Source organism: Sphingobium sp. AP49 (assembly GCF_000281715.2).
GTDB lineage: Bacteria > Pseudomonadota > Alphaproteobacteria > Sphingomonadales > Sphingomonadaceae > Sphingobium.
On sequence record NZ_CP124576.1, the window covers coordinates 538179 to 552135 of the forward strand.

The window sequence follows — 13957 nt, forward strand, 5'->3', positions numbered from 1 at the left end:
TTCACTTAGTCGCGCAGCAGTTCGTTGATGCCGGTCTTGCTGCGGGTCTGCGCGTCGACGCGCTTGACGATCACGGCGCAATAGAGGCTGGGGCCGGGCGTGCCGTCGGGCAGTGGCTTGCCGGGCAGCGAGCCGGGGACGACGACCGAATAGGGCGGCACTTCGCCGATGAAGACTTCGCCGGTGGCGCGATCGACGATCTTGGTCGACATGCCGATGAACACGCCCATCGACAGCACCGAACCCTTGCCGATGCGCACGCCTTCGACGACTTCGGAGCGCGCGCCGATGAAGCAGTCATCCTCGATGATGACCGGGTCAGCCTGCAGCGGTTCGAGCACGCCGCCGATGCCGACGCCGCCCGACAGATGGACATTCTTGCCGATCTGGGCGCAGCTGCCGACCGTCACCCAGGTGTCGACCATCGTGCCTTCATCGACGAAGGCGCCGATGTTGACGAAGCTGGGCATCAGGATGACATTCTTGGCGATATGGCTGCCGGCGCGGGCGAAGCTGCCCGGCACGGCGCGGAAACCGGCGGTGCGGAAGGCGGCCTCGTCCCAGCCGGCGAACTTGCTGGGCACCTTGTCCCACCAGTGGCCAGCGCCCGGGCCATTGTCGATCATGACATTGTCGTTGAGGCGGAAGGAGAGCAGCACCGCCTTCTTCGCCCACTGGTTGACCTGCCAGCCGGCTTCGGTCGGTTCGGCGACGCGCAGTTCGCCCTTGTCGAGCAGGGCCAGTGCCTTGTCGACCGCCTGGCGGACTTCGCCCTGGGTCGACAGGTTGATGTTGGCCCGGTCCTCCCAGGCGGCGTCGATGATCGCGATCAGATCTTGGCTCATGGTCTTTCCCCAAAAATATCCGCCAGGAACGGCGTCAGATGGTCGGTTTCAAAATCGATGAAATCGGGATGATGGTCGTGATTGCCTGCTTCCGAGCCGTTATTGACCCAGATGGTGGTCATGCCGATCGCCTTGGCGGGCTTGAGATTGCGGGCCATGTCCTCGAAAAAGGCGGCGCGGGTCGGGTCGACGGCGTGGACGCTGCACAGTTCCGCGTAGCCCGACGGATCGGGCTTGGGCACATAGCGACAGGCATGGATGTCGTGGATGAGCTCGAACGCGCCGGCTAGGCCTAGCCTGTCGAGCACGCGGCCGGCATAGGTCGCATCGCCATTGGTGAAGATCAGCCGGCGGCCGGGCAGGGCGGCGATATGGGCGTTGAGGGCGGGATCGACCGTCAGCCGCTCCATCGAAATGTCATGGACATAGTCGAGAAATGCGCGCGGTTCGATGTCATGATGGTGCATCAGCCCCGACAGGGTCGTGCCATGCTCCATGAAATAGCGTTTCTGGACGATCCGCGCCTCGGCCGGATCACAGCCCAGCAGGCCCTGGATAAATTCGCCCATCTTCACGTCGATCAGCGCGAACAGGTCCGCCTTCGCCGGATAGAGCGTATTGTCCAGATCGAAGATCCAGGTGTCGACATGGGCCAGGTCCGCGCGCATGGCCGCGCCCTAATCCCCGCCGGGGATTAGGGCAAGGGCGCAAAGGCCCACGGACCGGCCGCATCAGCCGCAGCCGGGCGTTTCGCTGTCGTGATAGAAGGCCTGTACCGCGGCCCAGGCATCCTCGGCGGTCTCGACCCAGGTCAGCAGGTTGAGATCGGCATGGGAAATCACGCCTTCGTCGGCCAGCGCCTCGAAATCCACCACCTTGTTCCAGAAATCCTTGCCGAACAGCAGGATCGGGATCGGCTTCATCTTGCCGGTCTGGATCAGGGTCAGCAGCTCGAACATCTCGTCGAACGTGCCGAAGCCGCCGGGGAAGACGGCGAGTGCACGGGCGCGCAGCAGGAAATGCATCTTGCGCAGCGCGAAATAGTGGAACTGGAAGCTCAGTTCCGGCGTGACGAACAGATTGGGCGCCTGTTCGTGCGGCAGGACGATGTTCATGCCGATCGTCGTCTGGCCGACATCGACCGCGCCGCGATTGGCCGCTTCCATGATCGAGGGGCCGCCGCCTGAGCAGACGACGAAGTGGCGGCAGCCGGCGGCATTCACCGGATATTGCGCCGCGATCCGCGCCAGCTTGCGGGCTTCCTCATAATAGCGGGCTTTCTTGCCCAGATTTTCGGCAATCTTCTTCTGCTGCGGGGTGGTCGCGGCGTCGATCCGCGCCTGGACCTGGTCCGGCTCGGGGATGCGGGCGGAGCCGTAGAAGACGAAGGTGGATTCGATCCGGGCTTCATCCATCAGCAACTGGGGTTTCAGCAATTCGAGCTGGAAGCGCACCGGCCGCAGATCCTCGCGCAGCAGGAACTCATTGTCCTGGAAGGCGAGCTTGTAGGCGGCGCTGCTGGTCTGGGGAGTTTCGATCGCCTTCTTGGCGTCGTCCGCTTCCTGGCGTGCGGGGCGGAATTTGCGTTCTTCAATTTCTTTCTTGGTCATTCCCAACAAGCTAGGCGCGGCAGGTGACAATGCCAAGACCGTTCAGTGGCAAAATCCGCCAAGTTTCCGATTTCCGCTCAGCGGCAGAAGCCGCCGCGTTTGTGATTCCCGCTCAGCGGCAGAAGCCGCCGCGGCCGCCCATGTCGAAATGGAAATGGTCATGATGGGCAGCGTTGTAGTCGGGCGAGAGAACCGTGTTGAAGCGCTTGCAGGCGCTGGCATGGACCACTTCCAGGAACTGGCGGGTCCGCTTGTCACCATTCCAGTCCTTCTCGACACTGATCCGCCGCCCGTCGCTCAGGACGAAGGCGGAAACGTCGATTGCATTGCTGTGGGCATGTTCGCTGAGCTTGCCGCTGCCCGCGATCGGCCGGCAATTATAGGTGCCGAACGTCTCGATCTTCTCGATCTCCGCGCCCAGGATCAGTCGGGCGGCGGGCTGTACGGCATAGCGCGACCAGGCGGCGAAATTGGCGGCCAGGTTGCAGGTCATGGCACCCAGGCCCGAGGTCGGCACGCCGATGTCGAGCAGCTTCACGCTGCCGACCGCGCTGCATCCGCCACCGAAATTCTGGTCGGGCAGGGGGGTGAAGGCGACCGACTGGGATTGCAGCCTGGCAAAGCATTGTCGGGTTTCGAGTGGCGGCGGCGCGGGCGGTGTGGCCGGGCGCGCGCTCTTCACCGGCTTGGATGCACGCGCGACTCGGCCCTTGGGGACCAGGTCGCCGCTACAGGCCGCCAGCATGGCCGCCATCGTCGCGGCCAAGGCCACGCTGCGCCATGCCGAATATCTCGTCACCCGCTCTACCATCAATCCAGCATTTACCACGGCTTGCCCAGCCGAAGGTTAACGGCGCGGTCGTTTCGTCGCATTTTGCTGCGGCTTGACTCTTTTTCGGAAATCTTTAGGGCGGCCGACGGGCCACGCGGTCCCAACGCCGCGCGTGCTCTCTGCAAGGAGACGCATTACATGACTGATCTGACTGCCGTTGACGCCATCATTGCGCCTGTCGCAAAGCCTGCCACCCGTCCGGCTCGCCCCTTCTTCTCTTCCGGTCCCTGCGCCAAGCCTCCGGGCTGGGATGCCGCCAAGCTGGCCACGCAGTCGCTCGGCCGTTCGCACCGCGCCAAGATCGGCAAGACCCGTCTCGCCTACAGCATCGACCTGATGCGCGAGTTGCTGAACCTGCCCGACACGCACCGCATCGGCATCGTGCCGGGTAGCGACACCGGCGCCTTTGAAATGGCGATGTGGACGATGCTGGGCGCCCGCCCGGTCACCACGCTCGCCTGGGAAAGCTTCGGCGAAGGCTGGGTGACGGACGCCGCCAAGCAGCTGAAGCTCGACCCGACCGTGATCCGCGCCGATTATGGCCAGCTGCCTGACCTTGGCACCGTCGACTTCTCGAACGATGTGCTGTTCACCTGGAACGGCACCACCTCGGGCGTGCGCGTGCCCAATGCCGACTGGATCCCGGCTGACCGCGAGGGCCTGACCTTCGCCGACGCCACCAGTGCGGTCTTCGCCTATGAGATCGACTGGACCAAGATCGACGTCGCCACCTTCTCCTGGCAGAAGGTGCTGGGCGGCGAGGGCGGCCATGGCGTGCTGATCCTCGGCCCTCGTGCGGTCGAGCGTCTGGAAACCCACACCCCGGCCTGGCCGCTGCCCAAGCTGTTCCGCCTGATGGCCAAGGGCAAGCTCGCCGAAGGCGTGTTCAAGGGCGAAACCATCAACACCCCGTCGATGCTGGCCGTCGAGGATGCGATCTTCGCGCTGGAATGGGGCAAGTCGCTGGGCGGCCTCAATGGCCTGATCGCGCGCAGCAACGCCAATGCGGCGGCGCTGGGCAAGATCGTCGCCGAACGCGACTGGCTCGGCCATCTCGCCGTCGATGAAACCTCGCGCTCGACCACCAGCGTCTGCCTGACCGTCGCGGGCGCCGACGAAGCCTTCATCAAGGCCTTCGCCGGCCTGCTCGAGAAGGAAGGCGCCGCCTATGACGTCGCGGGTTATCGCGACGCCCCGGCCGGCCTGCGCATCTGGTGCGGCGCGACCGTCGAGACCGCCGATATCGAGGCGCTCGGTCCCTGGCTCGACTGGGCCTATGCCCAGATCAAGGCTGCCTAACTTCATATAAATTCCGATCGCCCTGAGCGAAGTCGAAGGGCTCGGCCGACCGATAGGGAGGCCACTTCGCTTCGCTCAGTGGAGGGCTTCGACTTCGCTCAGCCCGAACGGTTACAGATATTCCAGAAGGATATTCCCATGCCCAAGGTTCTTATTTCCGACAAGATGGACCCCCGCGCCGCCGCGATCTTCCGCGAGCGTGGTGTCGAGGTCGACGTCATCACCGGCCAGACGCCCGAAGAACTGGCCGCGATGATCGGCGCCTATGACGGCCTCGCGATCCGCAGCTCGACGAAGGTCACCAAGGCGATCCTCGACGCCGCGACCAATCTCAAGGTTATCGGCCGCGCCGGCATCGGCGTCGACAATGTCGATATCCCGGCTGCATCGGCCCAGGGCGTGATCGTGATGAACACGCCGTTCGGCAACTCGATCACCACCGCTGAACATGCCATCGCGCTGATGTTCGCGCTGGCCCGTCAGATCCCCGAAGCCAATGCCCAGACGCAGCAGGGCCTGTGGCCCAAGAACGGCTTCATGGGCGTGGAAGTGACCGGCAAGACGCTGGGCCTGATCGGCGCCGGCAATATCGGCTCGATCGTTGCCAGCCGCGCGCTCGGCCTCAAGATGAAGGTCGTCGCCTTCGATCCCTTCCTGACGCCCGAGCGCGCCGTGGAAATGGGCGTGGAAAAGGCCGATCTCGACACGCTGCTGGCGAAGGCCGACTTCATCACGCTGCACACGCCGCTGACCGACCAGACCCGCAACATCCTGTCGAAGGAAAATCTGGCCAAGACCAAGAAGGGTGTGCGTATCGTCAACTGTGCCCGTGGCGGCCTGATCGACGAAGCGGCGCTGAAGGACGCGCTGGATTCGGGTCATGTCGCGGGCGCCGCGCTCGACGTGTTCCAGACCGAGCCGGCCAAGGAATCGCCGCTGTTCGGCACGCCCAACTTCATCTGCACCCCGCATCTGGGCGCATCGACCGACGAAGCGCAGGTCAATGTCGCGCTGCAGGTTGCTGAACAGCTCAGCGATTATCTGCTTGATGGCGGCATCACCAATGCGTTGAACGTGCCCAGCCTGTCGGCCGAGGAAGCGCCCAAGCTCAAGCCCTATATGGCGCTCGCTGAAAAGCTGGGCAGCCTGATCGGCCAGTTGGAAGGTGATCAGATCACCGGCGTGGCAGTCGAGGTCGAGGGCCATGCCGCCGAACTGAACCAGAAGCCGATCACCGCCGCTGTTCTCGCTGGCCTGATGCGCGTCTATTCGGACACGGTGAACATGGTCAACGCGCCGTTCCTGGCCAAGGAACGCGGCCTGGACGTGCGTGAAGTCCGCCATGACCGCGAGGGCGACTATCAGACGCTGGTGCGCGTCACCGTTTCGACCGAAGCAGGCGATAAGTCGGTCGCCGGCACGCTGTTCGGCCATGCCCAGCCGCGCCTGGTCGAACTGTTCGGCATCAAGGTCGAAGCCGATCTCGACGGCCACATGCTCTACATCGTCAACCAGGACGCGCCGGGCTTCATCGGCCGCCTGGGCTCGAAGCTGGGCGAGTCGGACGTCAATATCGGCACCTTCCATCTGGGCCGTCGCAACCAGGGCGGCGAAGCCGTGCTGCTGCTGTCCGTCGACGGCACCGTCACCGAACCGCTGCGCTGGGCGATCTGCAACCTCGCCGGCGTGAAGCAGGTGAAGCTGCTGCGCTTCGCCTGATTCTCAATTCCGTTCGTGCTGAGTAAGGGCTGAGCCTGTCGAAGCCCCGTATCGAAGCATCCCTCGATACGGGGCTTCGACTTCGCTCAATGGCTACTCAGGACGAACGGAGTAGAATTGGCCGCGTTTTGCGCTAAAGGGCCTGTCCCATGACCATGATCCCGCCAAGCCTGCTCCCGGAGGGGCTATCCGATCGCCTGCCGCCGCAGGCCGAAGCCTCTGCGCGCCTGGCGCGCCGCGTGCTCGATACGGTCGCGACCCATGGCTATGAACGGGTCATGCCGCCGCTGGCGGAGTTCGAGGATACGCTGACCCAGCGGCTCAAGTCGATGCGCGCGCAGGATCTGGTCCGCGCCGTTGACCCGGTGTCGCAGCGCACCCTGGCCTTCCGCCCCGACATGACCGCGCAGGTTGGCCGCATCGCCGCCACCCGCCTGCGCAGCGCGCCGCGGCCTTTGCGCCTGTCCTATGCCGGGCCGGTGATCCGCCAGAAGGCGAGCCAGCTGCGCCCCGAGCGCGAGAAGATGCAGCTGGGCGCCGAACTGATCGGCAGCGACAGCAGCGCCGCCGCGGTCGAGATCGTCAACATCGCGATCGAGGCGCTCACCGCTGCCGGCGTAACCGGCATCACCATCGATTTCACCTTGCCTGACCTGATCGACGCGCTGGCCGCCGGTCCGTTGCCGCTGGGCGCCGAAGAATTGGAAGCCGTCCGCGCCGAACTGGACGCCAAGGATGCCGGCGCGCTGGTGGCGATCAGCCCGGCCGCCGCCGCCTATCTGCCGCTCATTGAGGCGACCGGCCCCTTCCACGCCGCGATGGCGCGGCTGGAGGCGTTCAGCGCCAGCCTGGGCGGCGCGATCGACAGCCGGATCGCGGGCCTGCGCGCGATCGCCAAGCCGATCGGCTGGGACATCACCCTGACCCTCGATCCGACCGAACGGCATGGCTTCGAGTTCCAGAACTGGTTCGGCTTCTCCATCTTTGCCGAGGGTTTCATCGGCGAGATCGGCCGTGGCGGCAGCTATGCCATCGCCCGTGCCGGCGAGGCGGACGAACCCGCCATGGGTTTTTCGCTCTATCCCGATCCGCTGATCGACGCCGGCTTTGGCGACGAACGGCCCCGGCGCCTGTTCCTGCCGGTGGGCCATGATGCCGTGCGCGCCGCCGTGCTGCGGGCCGAGGGCTGGCACACGGTTGCGGCCCTGGCGGACGGCGAAGATGGCGCGGCCCAGCGCTGTTCGCACTGGCTGGATGGCGTCGAGCCCCGCGCCTACTGACCGAACAGGCGGCGCAGCCAGGCGTCCACGATGCCGGTGCCGGCATAGTCGGCGTCGCCCATCTCGCGGTTGATCTGCATATGGCCGCGCAGCCCGCGTCCGGGCAGGGCATGGATTTCCACTGGCGTGCCCGCCTTGCGCAGCGCGGCGGCGAGCGCATTGGACTGGGCGGTGCCATCGACCCGATCGACATGGAGCAGCAGGAAATCGGGGGCATTGGGCTTTGCCGCCTGCAAGGTGGGTGATAGGCTTTTCTGGCGTACCGGGTCGGTGCCGAATGCCTGTTCATAGGTCTTGGCCATGAAGCGGCCGCCCTGCGCCATCTGGGTCGGTACATCATAGGCGGCGCCGTCCAGCGCGATGATGCCGCGCACGGCATCGGGCTTCAGCCCGGCCTTGGCGAAATAGCGCATGTCGGTGCCGACCAGCGCGACCAGATGCGCGCCGGCGCTATGGCCCATCAGGATGATACGGTTGGGGTCGATGCCCAATGCCGCAGCCTGGCTGCGCAGATGGGCGACCGCATCGGCGACATCCTGCGCTTGGCTCTCGACCGTGGCATCGGGCACCAGCCGGTAATTGATCGAGGCAAAGGCATAGCCAAGGCCGGTATAATGGGGCGCCTTGGCCGCGCCCGTCGCATTGTCCTTGCTGCCGCGCTTCCAGCCGCCGCCATGGACGAAGATGACGAGCGGTGCCTTCGTGCCCTTGCCCGGCCAGAAGTCGATCGCCTGCAATGGATCGCGGCCATAGGTCATGGCTTGCGGCGCGGTGGCGGCCGTCTGGGCCTGCGCGGCCAGCGGTGTACCCGCGAGCAGGGAGAGAATCAGGATGGGAATCAGCCGTCTGCGCATCTGGTCGTCCTTTGCTGCCCCTGTGCCGGCATGATCGCGAGGGTGCGTCGCGCCGTAAAGCCGGCACCTGGTATCAAAGTGTAATGGCGCTCCAACCTTGACGCATCGGCCCTGCCCGGCTAACGCGCGCCCCGCACAGGGCGTGTCCCGCCCATCCTATTCCACCGGCATGCCGAGTCCCGTCGAAGGGCATGGCCGGTCCGCGCGGCGGGCGGAGGAGTGTATCCATGGCAAATGTTACCGTGATCGGCGCCCAATGGGGTGACGAAGGCAAGGGCAAGATCGTCGACTGGCTGTCGGAGCGTGCCGATGTCGTTGCCCGTTTCCAGGGTGGCCATAATGCCGGCCACACGCTGGTCGTCGGCGAAAAGGTCTACAAGCTCTCGCTGCTGCCGTCGGGCATCGTACGCGGCACGCTGTCGGTGATCGGCAATGGCGTGGTGCTGGACCCCTGGCACTTCCGTGACGAGGTCGCCAAGCTCAAGGGGCAGGGCGTCGAGATCACGCCGGAGAATCTGCAGATCGCCGAGACCTGCCCGCTGATCCTGCCCTTCCACCGTGACCTTGACGGGCTGCGTGAAGACGCGTCGGGCGCCGGCAAGATCGGCACCACCCGTCGCGGCATCGGCCCGGCCTATGAGGACAAGGTCGGCCGCCGCGCCATCCGCGTCTGCGATCTGGCCCATCTCGATGATCTCGACCTGCAGATCGATCGCCTGACCGCCCATCATGACGCGCTGCGCGCTGGTTTCGGCGAAGCGCCGATCGACCGCGCCCAGTTGATGGCCGACCTGACGGAGATCGCCGCCTTCATCCTGCCGTTCGTGAAGCCGGTCTGGCTGACGCTCAACAAGGCGAAGTCGGAAGGCAAGCGCATCCTGTTCGAAGGCGCGCAGGGCACTTTGCTCGACATCGACCATGGCACCTATCCCTTCGTCACCTCGTCCAACACGGTGGCGGGTACGGCGGCGAGCGGCACTGGCCTTGGCCCGAACGCTGCCGGTTTCGTGCTGGGCATCGTCAAGGCCTATACCACCCGCGTCGGCTCCGGTCCGTTCCCCAGCGAGCAGGAAAATGACGTCGGCCAGCGTCTGGGCGAGCGCGGCCATGAATTCGGCACCGTCACCGGTCGCAAGCGCCGCTGCGGCTGGTTCGACGCGGTGCTGGTGCGCCAGTCGGTCGCGGTTTCGGGCGTGACCGGCATTGCGCTCACCAAGCTGGACGTGCTCGACGGTTTCGAGGAACTGAAGATCTGCGTCGGCTACAAGATCGGCGACCAGAGCTTCGACTATCTGCCCGCCCATGCGCAGGACCAGGCCAAGGCCGAGCCGATCTATGAAAGCATTGCCGGCTGGAGCGAAACCACCGCCGGCGCGCGAAGCTGGGCGGACCTTCCGGCGCAGGCGATCAAATATATCCGCCGCATTGAAGAGCTGATCGGCTGCCCGGTCACGCTCGTGTCGACCAGCCCGGAACGCGACGACACCATCCTCGTCCGCGATCCCTTCGCGGATTAAGGGGCATGGGAGAGCAGCGCTTCGAGCGGCACAAGCAGCCCTGGACCCAGGATGAGGTCCAGAAGCTGCACACGCTCGCCAAGAAGGGCATGGCGCTGAAGGCGATCGCCAAGGCGCTGACCCGCAGCGAGGAATCGGTGAAGACCCGCGCCAAGCAGGACGGGCTCTCGATCGCCAAGCTGCGCTGATACTGGACCTGATCGGGCGTCGGTGCGACAAGCCTTTCTGCATCAACAGGAAGGCATCGCATGGCGCTCGACATCCTCGTCCTCTACGGCTCCTATCGGCGCGGCCGGCTTGGTATCCGACTGGCCGACTATCTGATCCGTGGCTTTGAAGATTTGGGCCACAGGGCAGAACTGATCGATGCCAAGGCAGTCGACCTGCCGATGCTCGACCTGCGCCATAGCGACTATCCCGCCGGCGAGGCGCCTGCAGCCATGGCGCAACTGTCGCAGCGGTTGTCCGCTGCCGATGCCTTCGTCTTCGTCGCGGGCGAATATAATCGCGGCATGCAGCCTGGCCTCAAGAATCTGGTCGACCATTATCTCAAGGAATTTGATCGCCGGCCCGCCGCCATCGCCAGTTACTCGATGGGGCGCTTTGCCGGGGTGAACAGCCATGCCGACTGGACGGTGACCCTGTCAGCCATGGGCATGGCGGTGGTGCCCGAGCGGCTGAGCGTCGGGCAAATCGGCCAGACGCTGGATGAAGATGCGCAGCCTCAGGGCGAGGGTGGCGCGGCGCTGGAACGGGGTTTCTCCAATTTTGCCAGCAATCTCATCTGGTGGGCGGAGGCGGCCAAGGCCGCGCGCTGAGCGGTTTCGCCAACGGTCATGGGAGCATGTGCCGTTGCCATTCGTTGCCGCAGCCCATTGTCCGGAGACCTGCATGATCGTTGATCCCGTTCCCAGCCTGCGCCGCATCGCGGCAGAAGTGTGGAAGCCGCTGACCGCCCTGTTCGTATGGGACTGTGCCGTCACGGCGGCCTATTATCTGCTACCGTTCAAGGCACCATCCCTGCCGCTGACCATTTTCGGTTCGGCGCTGGCGCTCTTCCTCGGCTTCCGTTCCAACAGCGCCTATCAGCGCTGGTGGGAAGGACGGGTGTTGTGGGGGGCGATGATCAATGCTTCGCGCAGCCTGTCCCGTTCGGCCCGGAACTTCCTGCCCGACCCGGACGGGCGCGACCTTAAGCGCGAAATCGTCAAGCGCCAGATTGCCTATGTGAACGCCCTGCGTTGCCAGTTGCGGCGCCAGCCGATCGGCGAGGATGTGACGCAATTCCTGCGCGAGGAGGACAAGGGCAAGGCGCTGGCCCGTGTCAACCCGGCCAACGGCCTGCTCGACAGCACCGGCCGGCGGATCGACATGGCCCGGCAGGAAGGCTGGATCGATACCATCCAGCAGACCCAGATGGAGAAGGTGCTGGTCGACATCGCCAATGCGCAGGGCGGGATGGAGCGGTTGAAGAACACGCCGCTGCCCTTTCAATATCGCCTGTTGCCCGTCGTCTTCACTCACCTCTTCTGCATTTTGCTGCCGATCGGGCTGGTCGAATCCCTTGGTCTTGCGACTCCGCTGGGTTCGACGGTCGCGGGCGTGATGTTCCTGGCAGTGCTGCGGATTGGTGACGACCTGGTCGATCCCTTTGCCGACAGCGTGCATGATGTGCCGCTGACCGCCATGTGCCGCACCATCGAGATCGACCTGCTCCAGTCGATTGGTGATTCCGCGCCCGAACCGATCAAACCGGTACGCGGTGTCCTCTGGTAGGCAAGAAAAAGCCCCGCCGGCATCGCGCTGGCGGGGCTTTGTCTTTGGGGGCGGCCGATGGCCTCAGCCGTTGCGATCCTCGTCCACCATGTCGGACGCCAATTCCAGCCCGCGCCGGCCATCGGCGGGCGTATGGGCCGGGGACTTGGGGTGGGGCACATCGACCGGCTCTTCCACCTCCAGCATGCCTTCCCATTTGGTGATGACCGACGTGGCGATGGCGTTGCCCAGCACGTTGGTGGCGGTGCGGCCCATGTCCATGAAATGGTCGACGGCGAGGATGAAAGCGACACCCTCGACCGGCAGGTCGAACTGGCCGAGCGTGGCGGCGACCACCACCAGCGAGGCGCGCGGCACGGCGGCGATGCCCTTGCTGGTCACCATCAGGACGAGCAGGATGGTGATCTGGGTCGCGATCGGCAGGTCGATGCCATAGGCTTGGGCGATGAAGATGGTCGCGAAGGTCGCATACATCATCGAGCCATCGAGGTTGAAGCTGTAGCCCAGCGGCAGCACGAAGCTGTAGATGCGGCGCGGCACGCCGAACCGGTCGAGCTGCTCCAGCATCTTGGGGTAGGCGGCTTCGGACGAAGCGGTCGAGAAGGCGATCAGGATCGGTTCGCGGACATAGCGGATCAGTTTGAACATCCGCTTGCCAAGGAAGATCGCGCCGGCGCCGAACAGCAGTAGCCACAGGCAGATGAGGGCGATGTAGAATTCGCCGACCAGCGCGCCATAGGTCTTGAGCACGCCCAGGCCCTGCACCGTCACGGACGAGGCGAGCGCGCCGAACACGGCGAGCGGCGCGACCCGCATGACATAGCCCGTCACCTGCAGCATCAGCTCGACCAGCGCCTCGATCACGGTGATGATCGGCTTGCCCTTGTCGCCGATGGCGGTCAGCGCCACGCCGACGAACAGCGAGAAGACGACGATCTGCAGTATCTGGTTTTCCGCCATCGCCCCGATCATCGACGTCGGGAAGACGTGCAGGATGAAGTCCTTGAAGTTCAGCGCCTCGGTGTTCACGCCGGCATCGGCGCCGGAGCGCACCAGGTTGAGGCCTGCGCCAGGCTCGAAGAAATTGACGAAGATCAGGCCCAGCGTCAGCGAAATCAGGCTGGCGATGATGAACCAGGCGAGTGCGCGCCCGCCAATCCGCCCCAGCGCTGCGCTGTCCCCCATATGGGCGATGCCCGCGACCAGCGTGGAAAAGACCAGCGGTGCAATGATCATCTTGATGAGGTGGAGGAAGATGTCGGCCAGAAGGTGGAAATAGCCCGCCACATCCTTGGCCAGCGCTTCGTCCCCGCCGACCCAGAGATTGGCCATAAAGCCCACGATCACGCCCAGGACCATGCCTGTCAGAATGTAGGCCGTCAGTCGATTTCGCATTATATTCCTCTAGCCAGCGGACGGTTGGTCCGCGCATTCATTCTGGTTCTGCCGGGTGGTGACACCTAACAGGCGCCCGCCGGACCCGCAATCGGGCACGCCAGGGCTGTGTGGGGATAGACGAATGAGCCACCATATTCCGCGCCCTGTTTTACGGCGGGACAATGGCGAAGGCGTCGATCAGGGGTAGAGCAGACCCTCGGTCCAGCCATTTTCGTTATGGGTGAAGACGCGGCGTTCGTGCAGGCGATGTTCGCGATCCTGCCAGAATTCGATCCGTTCCGGGACGAGGCGGAAGCCTGACCAATGGGGAGGCCGCGGTACCGGGCGGCCATCGAACCGGGCGGCGACTTCCCCATAGCGCGCCATGAAGACATCGCGCGAGGGGAGGGGGCGGGATTGGTCCGACGCCCAGGCGCCCAGTTGGCTGTCGCGGCTGCGCGTCGCGAAATAGCCGTCGGCGGTGGCGTCGTCGACCGGGCCGACAGGGCCTTCGATACGGATCTGGCGGCGAACCGATTTCCAGTGGAACAGCAGGGCGGCATGCGGGTTGGCGAACAGGTCACCCGCCTTGCGCCCCTCGAAATTGGTATAGAAGATGAAGCCATCCGGGCCATGGCCCTTGAGCAGCACCATGCGGACCGATGGCCGCCCCTGCGCATCGGCGGTGGCCAGCGCCATCGCATTGCTGTCGTTGAGTTCGGTCTCGCGCGCCTGCGCGTACCATTCGTCGAAGAGGGCGAAGGGATCGGTCATGCCTCTGCCTTAGTTTCCCGGCACTCCGCTGTCGATACGGGTGCGCGCATGCTTGAACGCAGCCCACGCTTCCG

14 protein-coding genes are annotated in these 13957 nt (G+C 65.0%); 7 read left to right on the forward strand and 7 right to left on the reverse strand.

Annotated elements, in window-relative coordinates:
- Positions 1 to 5 precede the first annotated feature (5 nt).
- From dapD to PMI04_RS02610, 4 genes are all read right to left on the reverse strand, one after another.
- Complete coding sequence (gene dapD / locus PMI04_RS02595; RefSeq protein WP_007706655.1) at positions 6 to 845, reverse strand: 2,3,4,5-tetrahydropyridine-2,6-dicarboxylate N-succinyltransferase; 840 nt, start codon at positions 843 to 845, stop codon at positions 6 to 8.
- Positions 842 to 1513 carry a pyrimidine 5'-nucleotidase gene (locus tag PMI04_RS02600; protein WP_007706669.1) on the reverse strand — a complete coding sequence of 224 codons (672 nt, stop codon included), beginning with the start codon at positions 1511 to 1513 and terminating at the stop codon, positions 842 to 844. Before PMI04_RS02600 ends, dapD begins: the two co-directional genes overlap by 4 nt.
- Positions 1514 to 1576: 63 nt before the next feature.
- Positions 1577 to 2455 carry a TIGR00730 family Rossman fold protein gene (locus PMI04_RS02605; protein ID WP_007706672.1) on the reverse strand — a complete coding sequence of 293 codons (879 nt, stop codon included), beginning with the start codon at positions 2453 to 2455 and terminating at the stop codon, positions 1577 to 1579.
- A 112-nt stretch (positions 2456 to 2567) separates the two neighbouring features.
- Positions 2568 to 3266, reverse strand: coding sequence for an extensin family protein (locus PMI04_RS02610; protein WP_007706675.1), 699 nt, complete (start codon positions 3264 to 3266; stop codon positions 2568 to 2570).
- Positions 3267 to 3425: 159 nt separating this feature from the next.
- Here PMI04_RS02610 and PMI04_RS02615 point away from each other — a divergent pair, with 159 nt between their 5' ends.
- From PMI04_RS02615 to PMI04_RS02625, 3 genes are all read left to right on the forward strand, one after another.
- Positions 3426 to 4586 (forward strand): phosphoserine transaminase, encoded by a 1161-nt coding sequence (locus tag PMI04_RS02615; protein ID WP_007706678.1) that lies wholly within the window; start codon positions 3426 to 3428, stop codon positions 4584 to 4586.
- A 138-nt stretch (positions 4587 to 4724) separates the two neighbouring features.
- Positions 4725 to 6305 carry a phosphoglycerate dehydrogenase gene (gene serA, locus PMI04_RS02620; RefSeq protein WP_007706682.1) on the forward strand — a complete coding sequence of 527 codons (1581 nt, stop codon included), beginning with the start codon at positions 4725 to 4727 and terminating at the stop codon, positions 6303 to 6305.
- Positions 6306 to 6454: 149 nt separating this feature from the next.
- Complete coding sequence (locus tag PMI04_RS02625) at positions 6455 to 7585, forward strand: ATP phosphoribosyltransferase regulatory subunit (RefSeq protein WP_007706684.1); 1131 nt, start codon at positions 6455 to 6457, stop codon at positions 7583 to 7585.
- Here PMI04_RS02625 and PMI04_RS02630 read toward each other — a convergent pair.
- Entirely contained in the window at positions 7579 to 8439 is an 861-nt protein-coding gene (locus PMI04_RS02630) for an alpha/beta hydrolase (RefSeq protein WP_007706688.1), read from the reverse strand. The two genes, PMI04_RS02625 and PMI04_RS02630, sit on opposite strands and share 7 nt — an antisense overlap.
- A gap of 227 nt (positions 8440 to 8666) precedes the next feature.
- Between PMI04_RS02630 and PMI04_RS02635 the strand changes: the two genes are divergently transcribed.
- From PMI04_RS02635 to PMI04_RS02650, 4 genes are all read left to right on the forward strand, one after another.
- Positions 8667 to 9956, forward strand: coding sequence for an adenylosuccinate synthase (locus tag PMI04_RS02635; RefSeq protein WP_007706690.1), 1290 nt, complete (start codon positions 8667 to 8669; stop codon positions 9954 to 9956).
- Positions 9957 to 9961: 5 nt separating this feature from the next.
- On the forward strand, positions 9962 to 10144 hold the full coding sequence (locus PMI04_RS02640) for a hypothetical protein (RefSeq protein WP_007706693.1): 183 nt from the start codon (positions 9962 to 9964) through the stop codon (positions 10142 to 10144).
- Between the two features lie 60 nt (positions 10145 to 10204).
- Entirely contained in the window at positions 10205 to 10774 is a 570-nt protein-coding gene (locus tag PMI04_RS02645; protein ID WP_007706695.1) for an NAD(P)H-dependent oxidoreductase, read from the forward strand.
- A 73-nt stretch (positions 10775 to 10847) separates the two neighbouring features.
- On the forward strand, positions 10848 to 11732 hold the full coding sequence (locus PMI04_RS02650) for a bestrophin family ion channel (RefSeq protein WP_007706696.1): 885 nt from the start codon (positions 10848 to 10850) through the stop codon (positions 11730 to 11732).
- 63 nt (positions 11733 to 11795) lie between these two features.
- Here PMI04_RS02650 and PMI04_RS02655 read toward each other — a convergent pair whose 3' ends face one another.
- Together PMI04_RS02655 and pdxH are read right to left on the reverse strand one after the other, a co-directional pair.
- The gene (locus tag PMI04_RS02655; protein WP_007706698.1) at positions 11796 to 13127 is read right to left on the reverse strand and encodes a dicarboxylate/amino acid:cation symporter; all 1332 of its coding nucleotides are present in this window, start codon (positions 13125 to 13127) and stop codon (positions 11796 to 11798) included.
- Between the two features lie 180 nt (positions 13128 to 13307).
- Positions 13308 to 13883: a pyridoxamine 5'-phosphate oxidase gene (gene pdxH / locus PMI04_RS02660; RefSeq protein WP_007706700.1), complete on the reverse strand. Its 576-nt coding sequence runs from the start codon at positions 13881 to 13883 to the stop codon at positions 13308 to 13310.
- Between the last annotated feature and the right edge of the window lie 74 nt (positions 13884 to 13957).

Excerpts from the sequence above, each read along its gene's own strand:
- PMI04_RS02615 (WP_007706678.1), top strand. The coding sequence starts at position 3,426 with ATGACTGATCTGACTGCCGTTGACGCCATCATTGCGCCTGTCGCAAAG.
- PMI04_RS02640 (WP_007706693.1), top strand. The coding sequence starts at position 9,962 with ATGGGAGAGCAGCGCTTCGAGCGGCACAAGCAGCCCTGGACCCAGGAT.
- PMI04_RS02650 (WP_007706696.1), top strand. The coding sequence starts at position 10,848 with ATGATCGTTGATCCCGTTCCCAGCCTGCGCCGCATCGCGGCAGAAGTG.
- PMI04_RS02655 (WP_007706698.1), bottom strand. The coding sequence starts at position 13,127 with ATGCGAAATCGACTGACGGCCTACATTCTGACAGGCATGGTCCTGGGC.
- serA (WP_007706682.1), top strand. The coding sequence starts at position 4,725 with ATGCCCAAGGTTCTTATTTCCGACAAGATGGACCCCCGCGCCGCCGCG.
- PMI04_RS02630 (WP_007706688.1), bottom strand. The coding sequence starts at position 8,439 with ATGCGCAGACGGCTGATTCCCATCCTGATTCTCTCCCTGCTCGCGGGT.
- pdxH (WP_007706700.1), bottom strand. The coding sequence starts at position 13,883 with ATGACCGATCCCTTCGCCCTCTTCGACGAATGGTACGCGCAGGCGCGC.
- PMI04_RS02605 (WP_007706672.1), bottom strand. The coding sequence starts at position 2,455 with ATGACCAAGAAAGAAATTGAAGAACGCAAATTCCGCCCCGCACGCCAG.
- PMI04_RS02645 (WP_007706695.1), top strand. The coding sequence starts at position 10,205 with ATGGCGCTCGACATCCTCGTCCTCTACGGCTCCTATCGGCGCGGCCGG.
- PMI04_RS02635 (WP_007706690.1), top strand. The coding sequence starts at position 8,667 with ATGGCAAATGTTACCGTGATCGGCGCCCAATGGGGTGACGAAGGCAAG.
- PMI04_RS02625 (WP_007706684.1), top strand. The coding sequence starts at position 6,455 with ATGACCATGATCCCGCCAAGCCTGCTCCCGGAGGGGCTATCCGATCGC.
- dapD (WP_007706655.1), bottom strand. The coding sequence starts at position 845 with ATGAGCCAAGATCTGATCGCGATCATCGACGCCGCCTGGGAGGACCGG.
- PMI04_RS02610 (WP_007706675.1), bottom strand. The coding sequence starts at position 3,266 with ATGGTAGAGCGGGTGACGAGATATTCGGCATGGCGCAGCGTGGCCTTG.
- PMI04_RS02600 (WP_007706669.1), bottom strand. The coding sequence starts at position 1,513 with ATGCGCGCGGACCTGGCCCATGTCGACACCTGGATCTTCGATCTGGAC.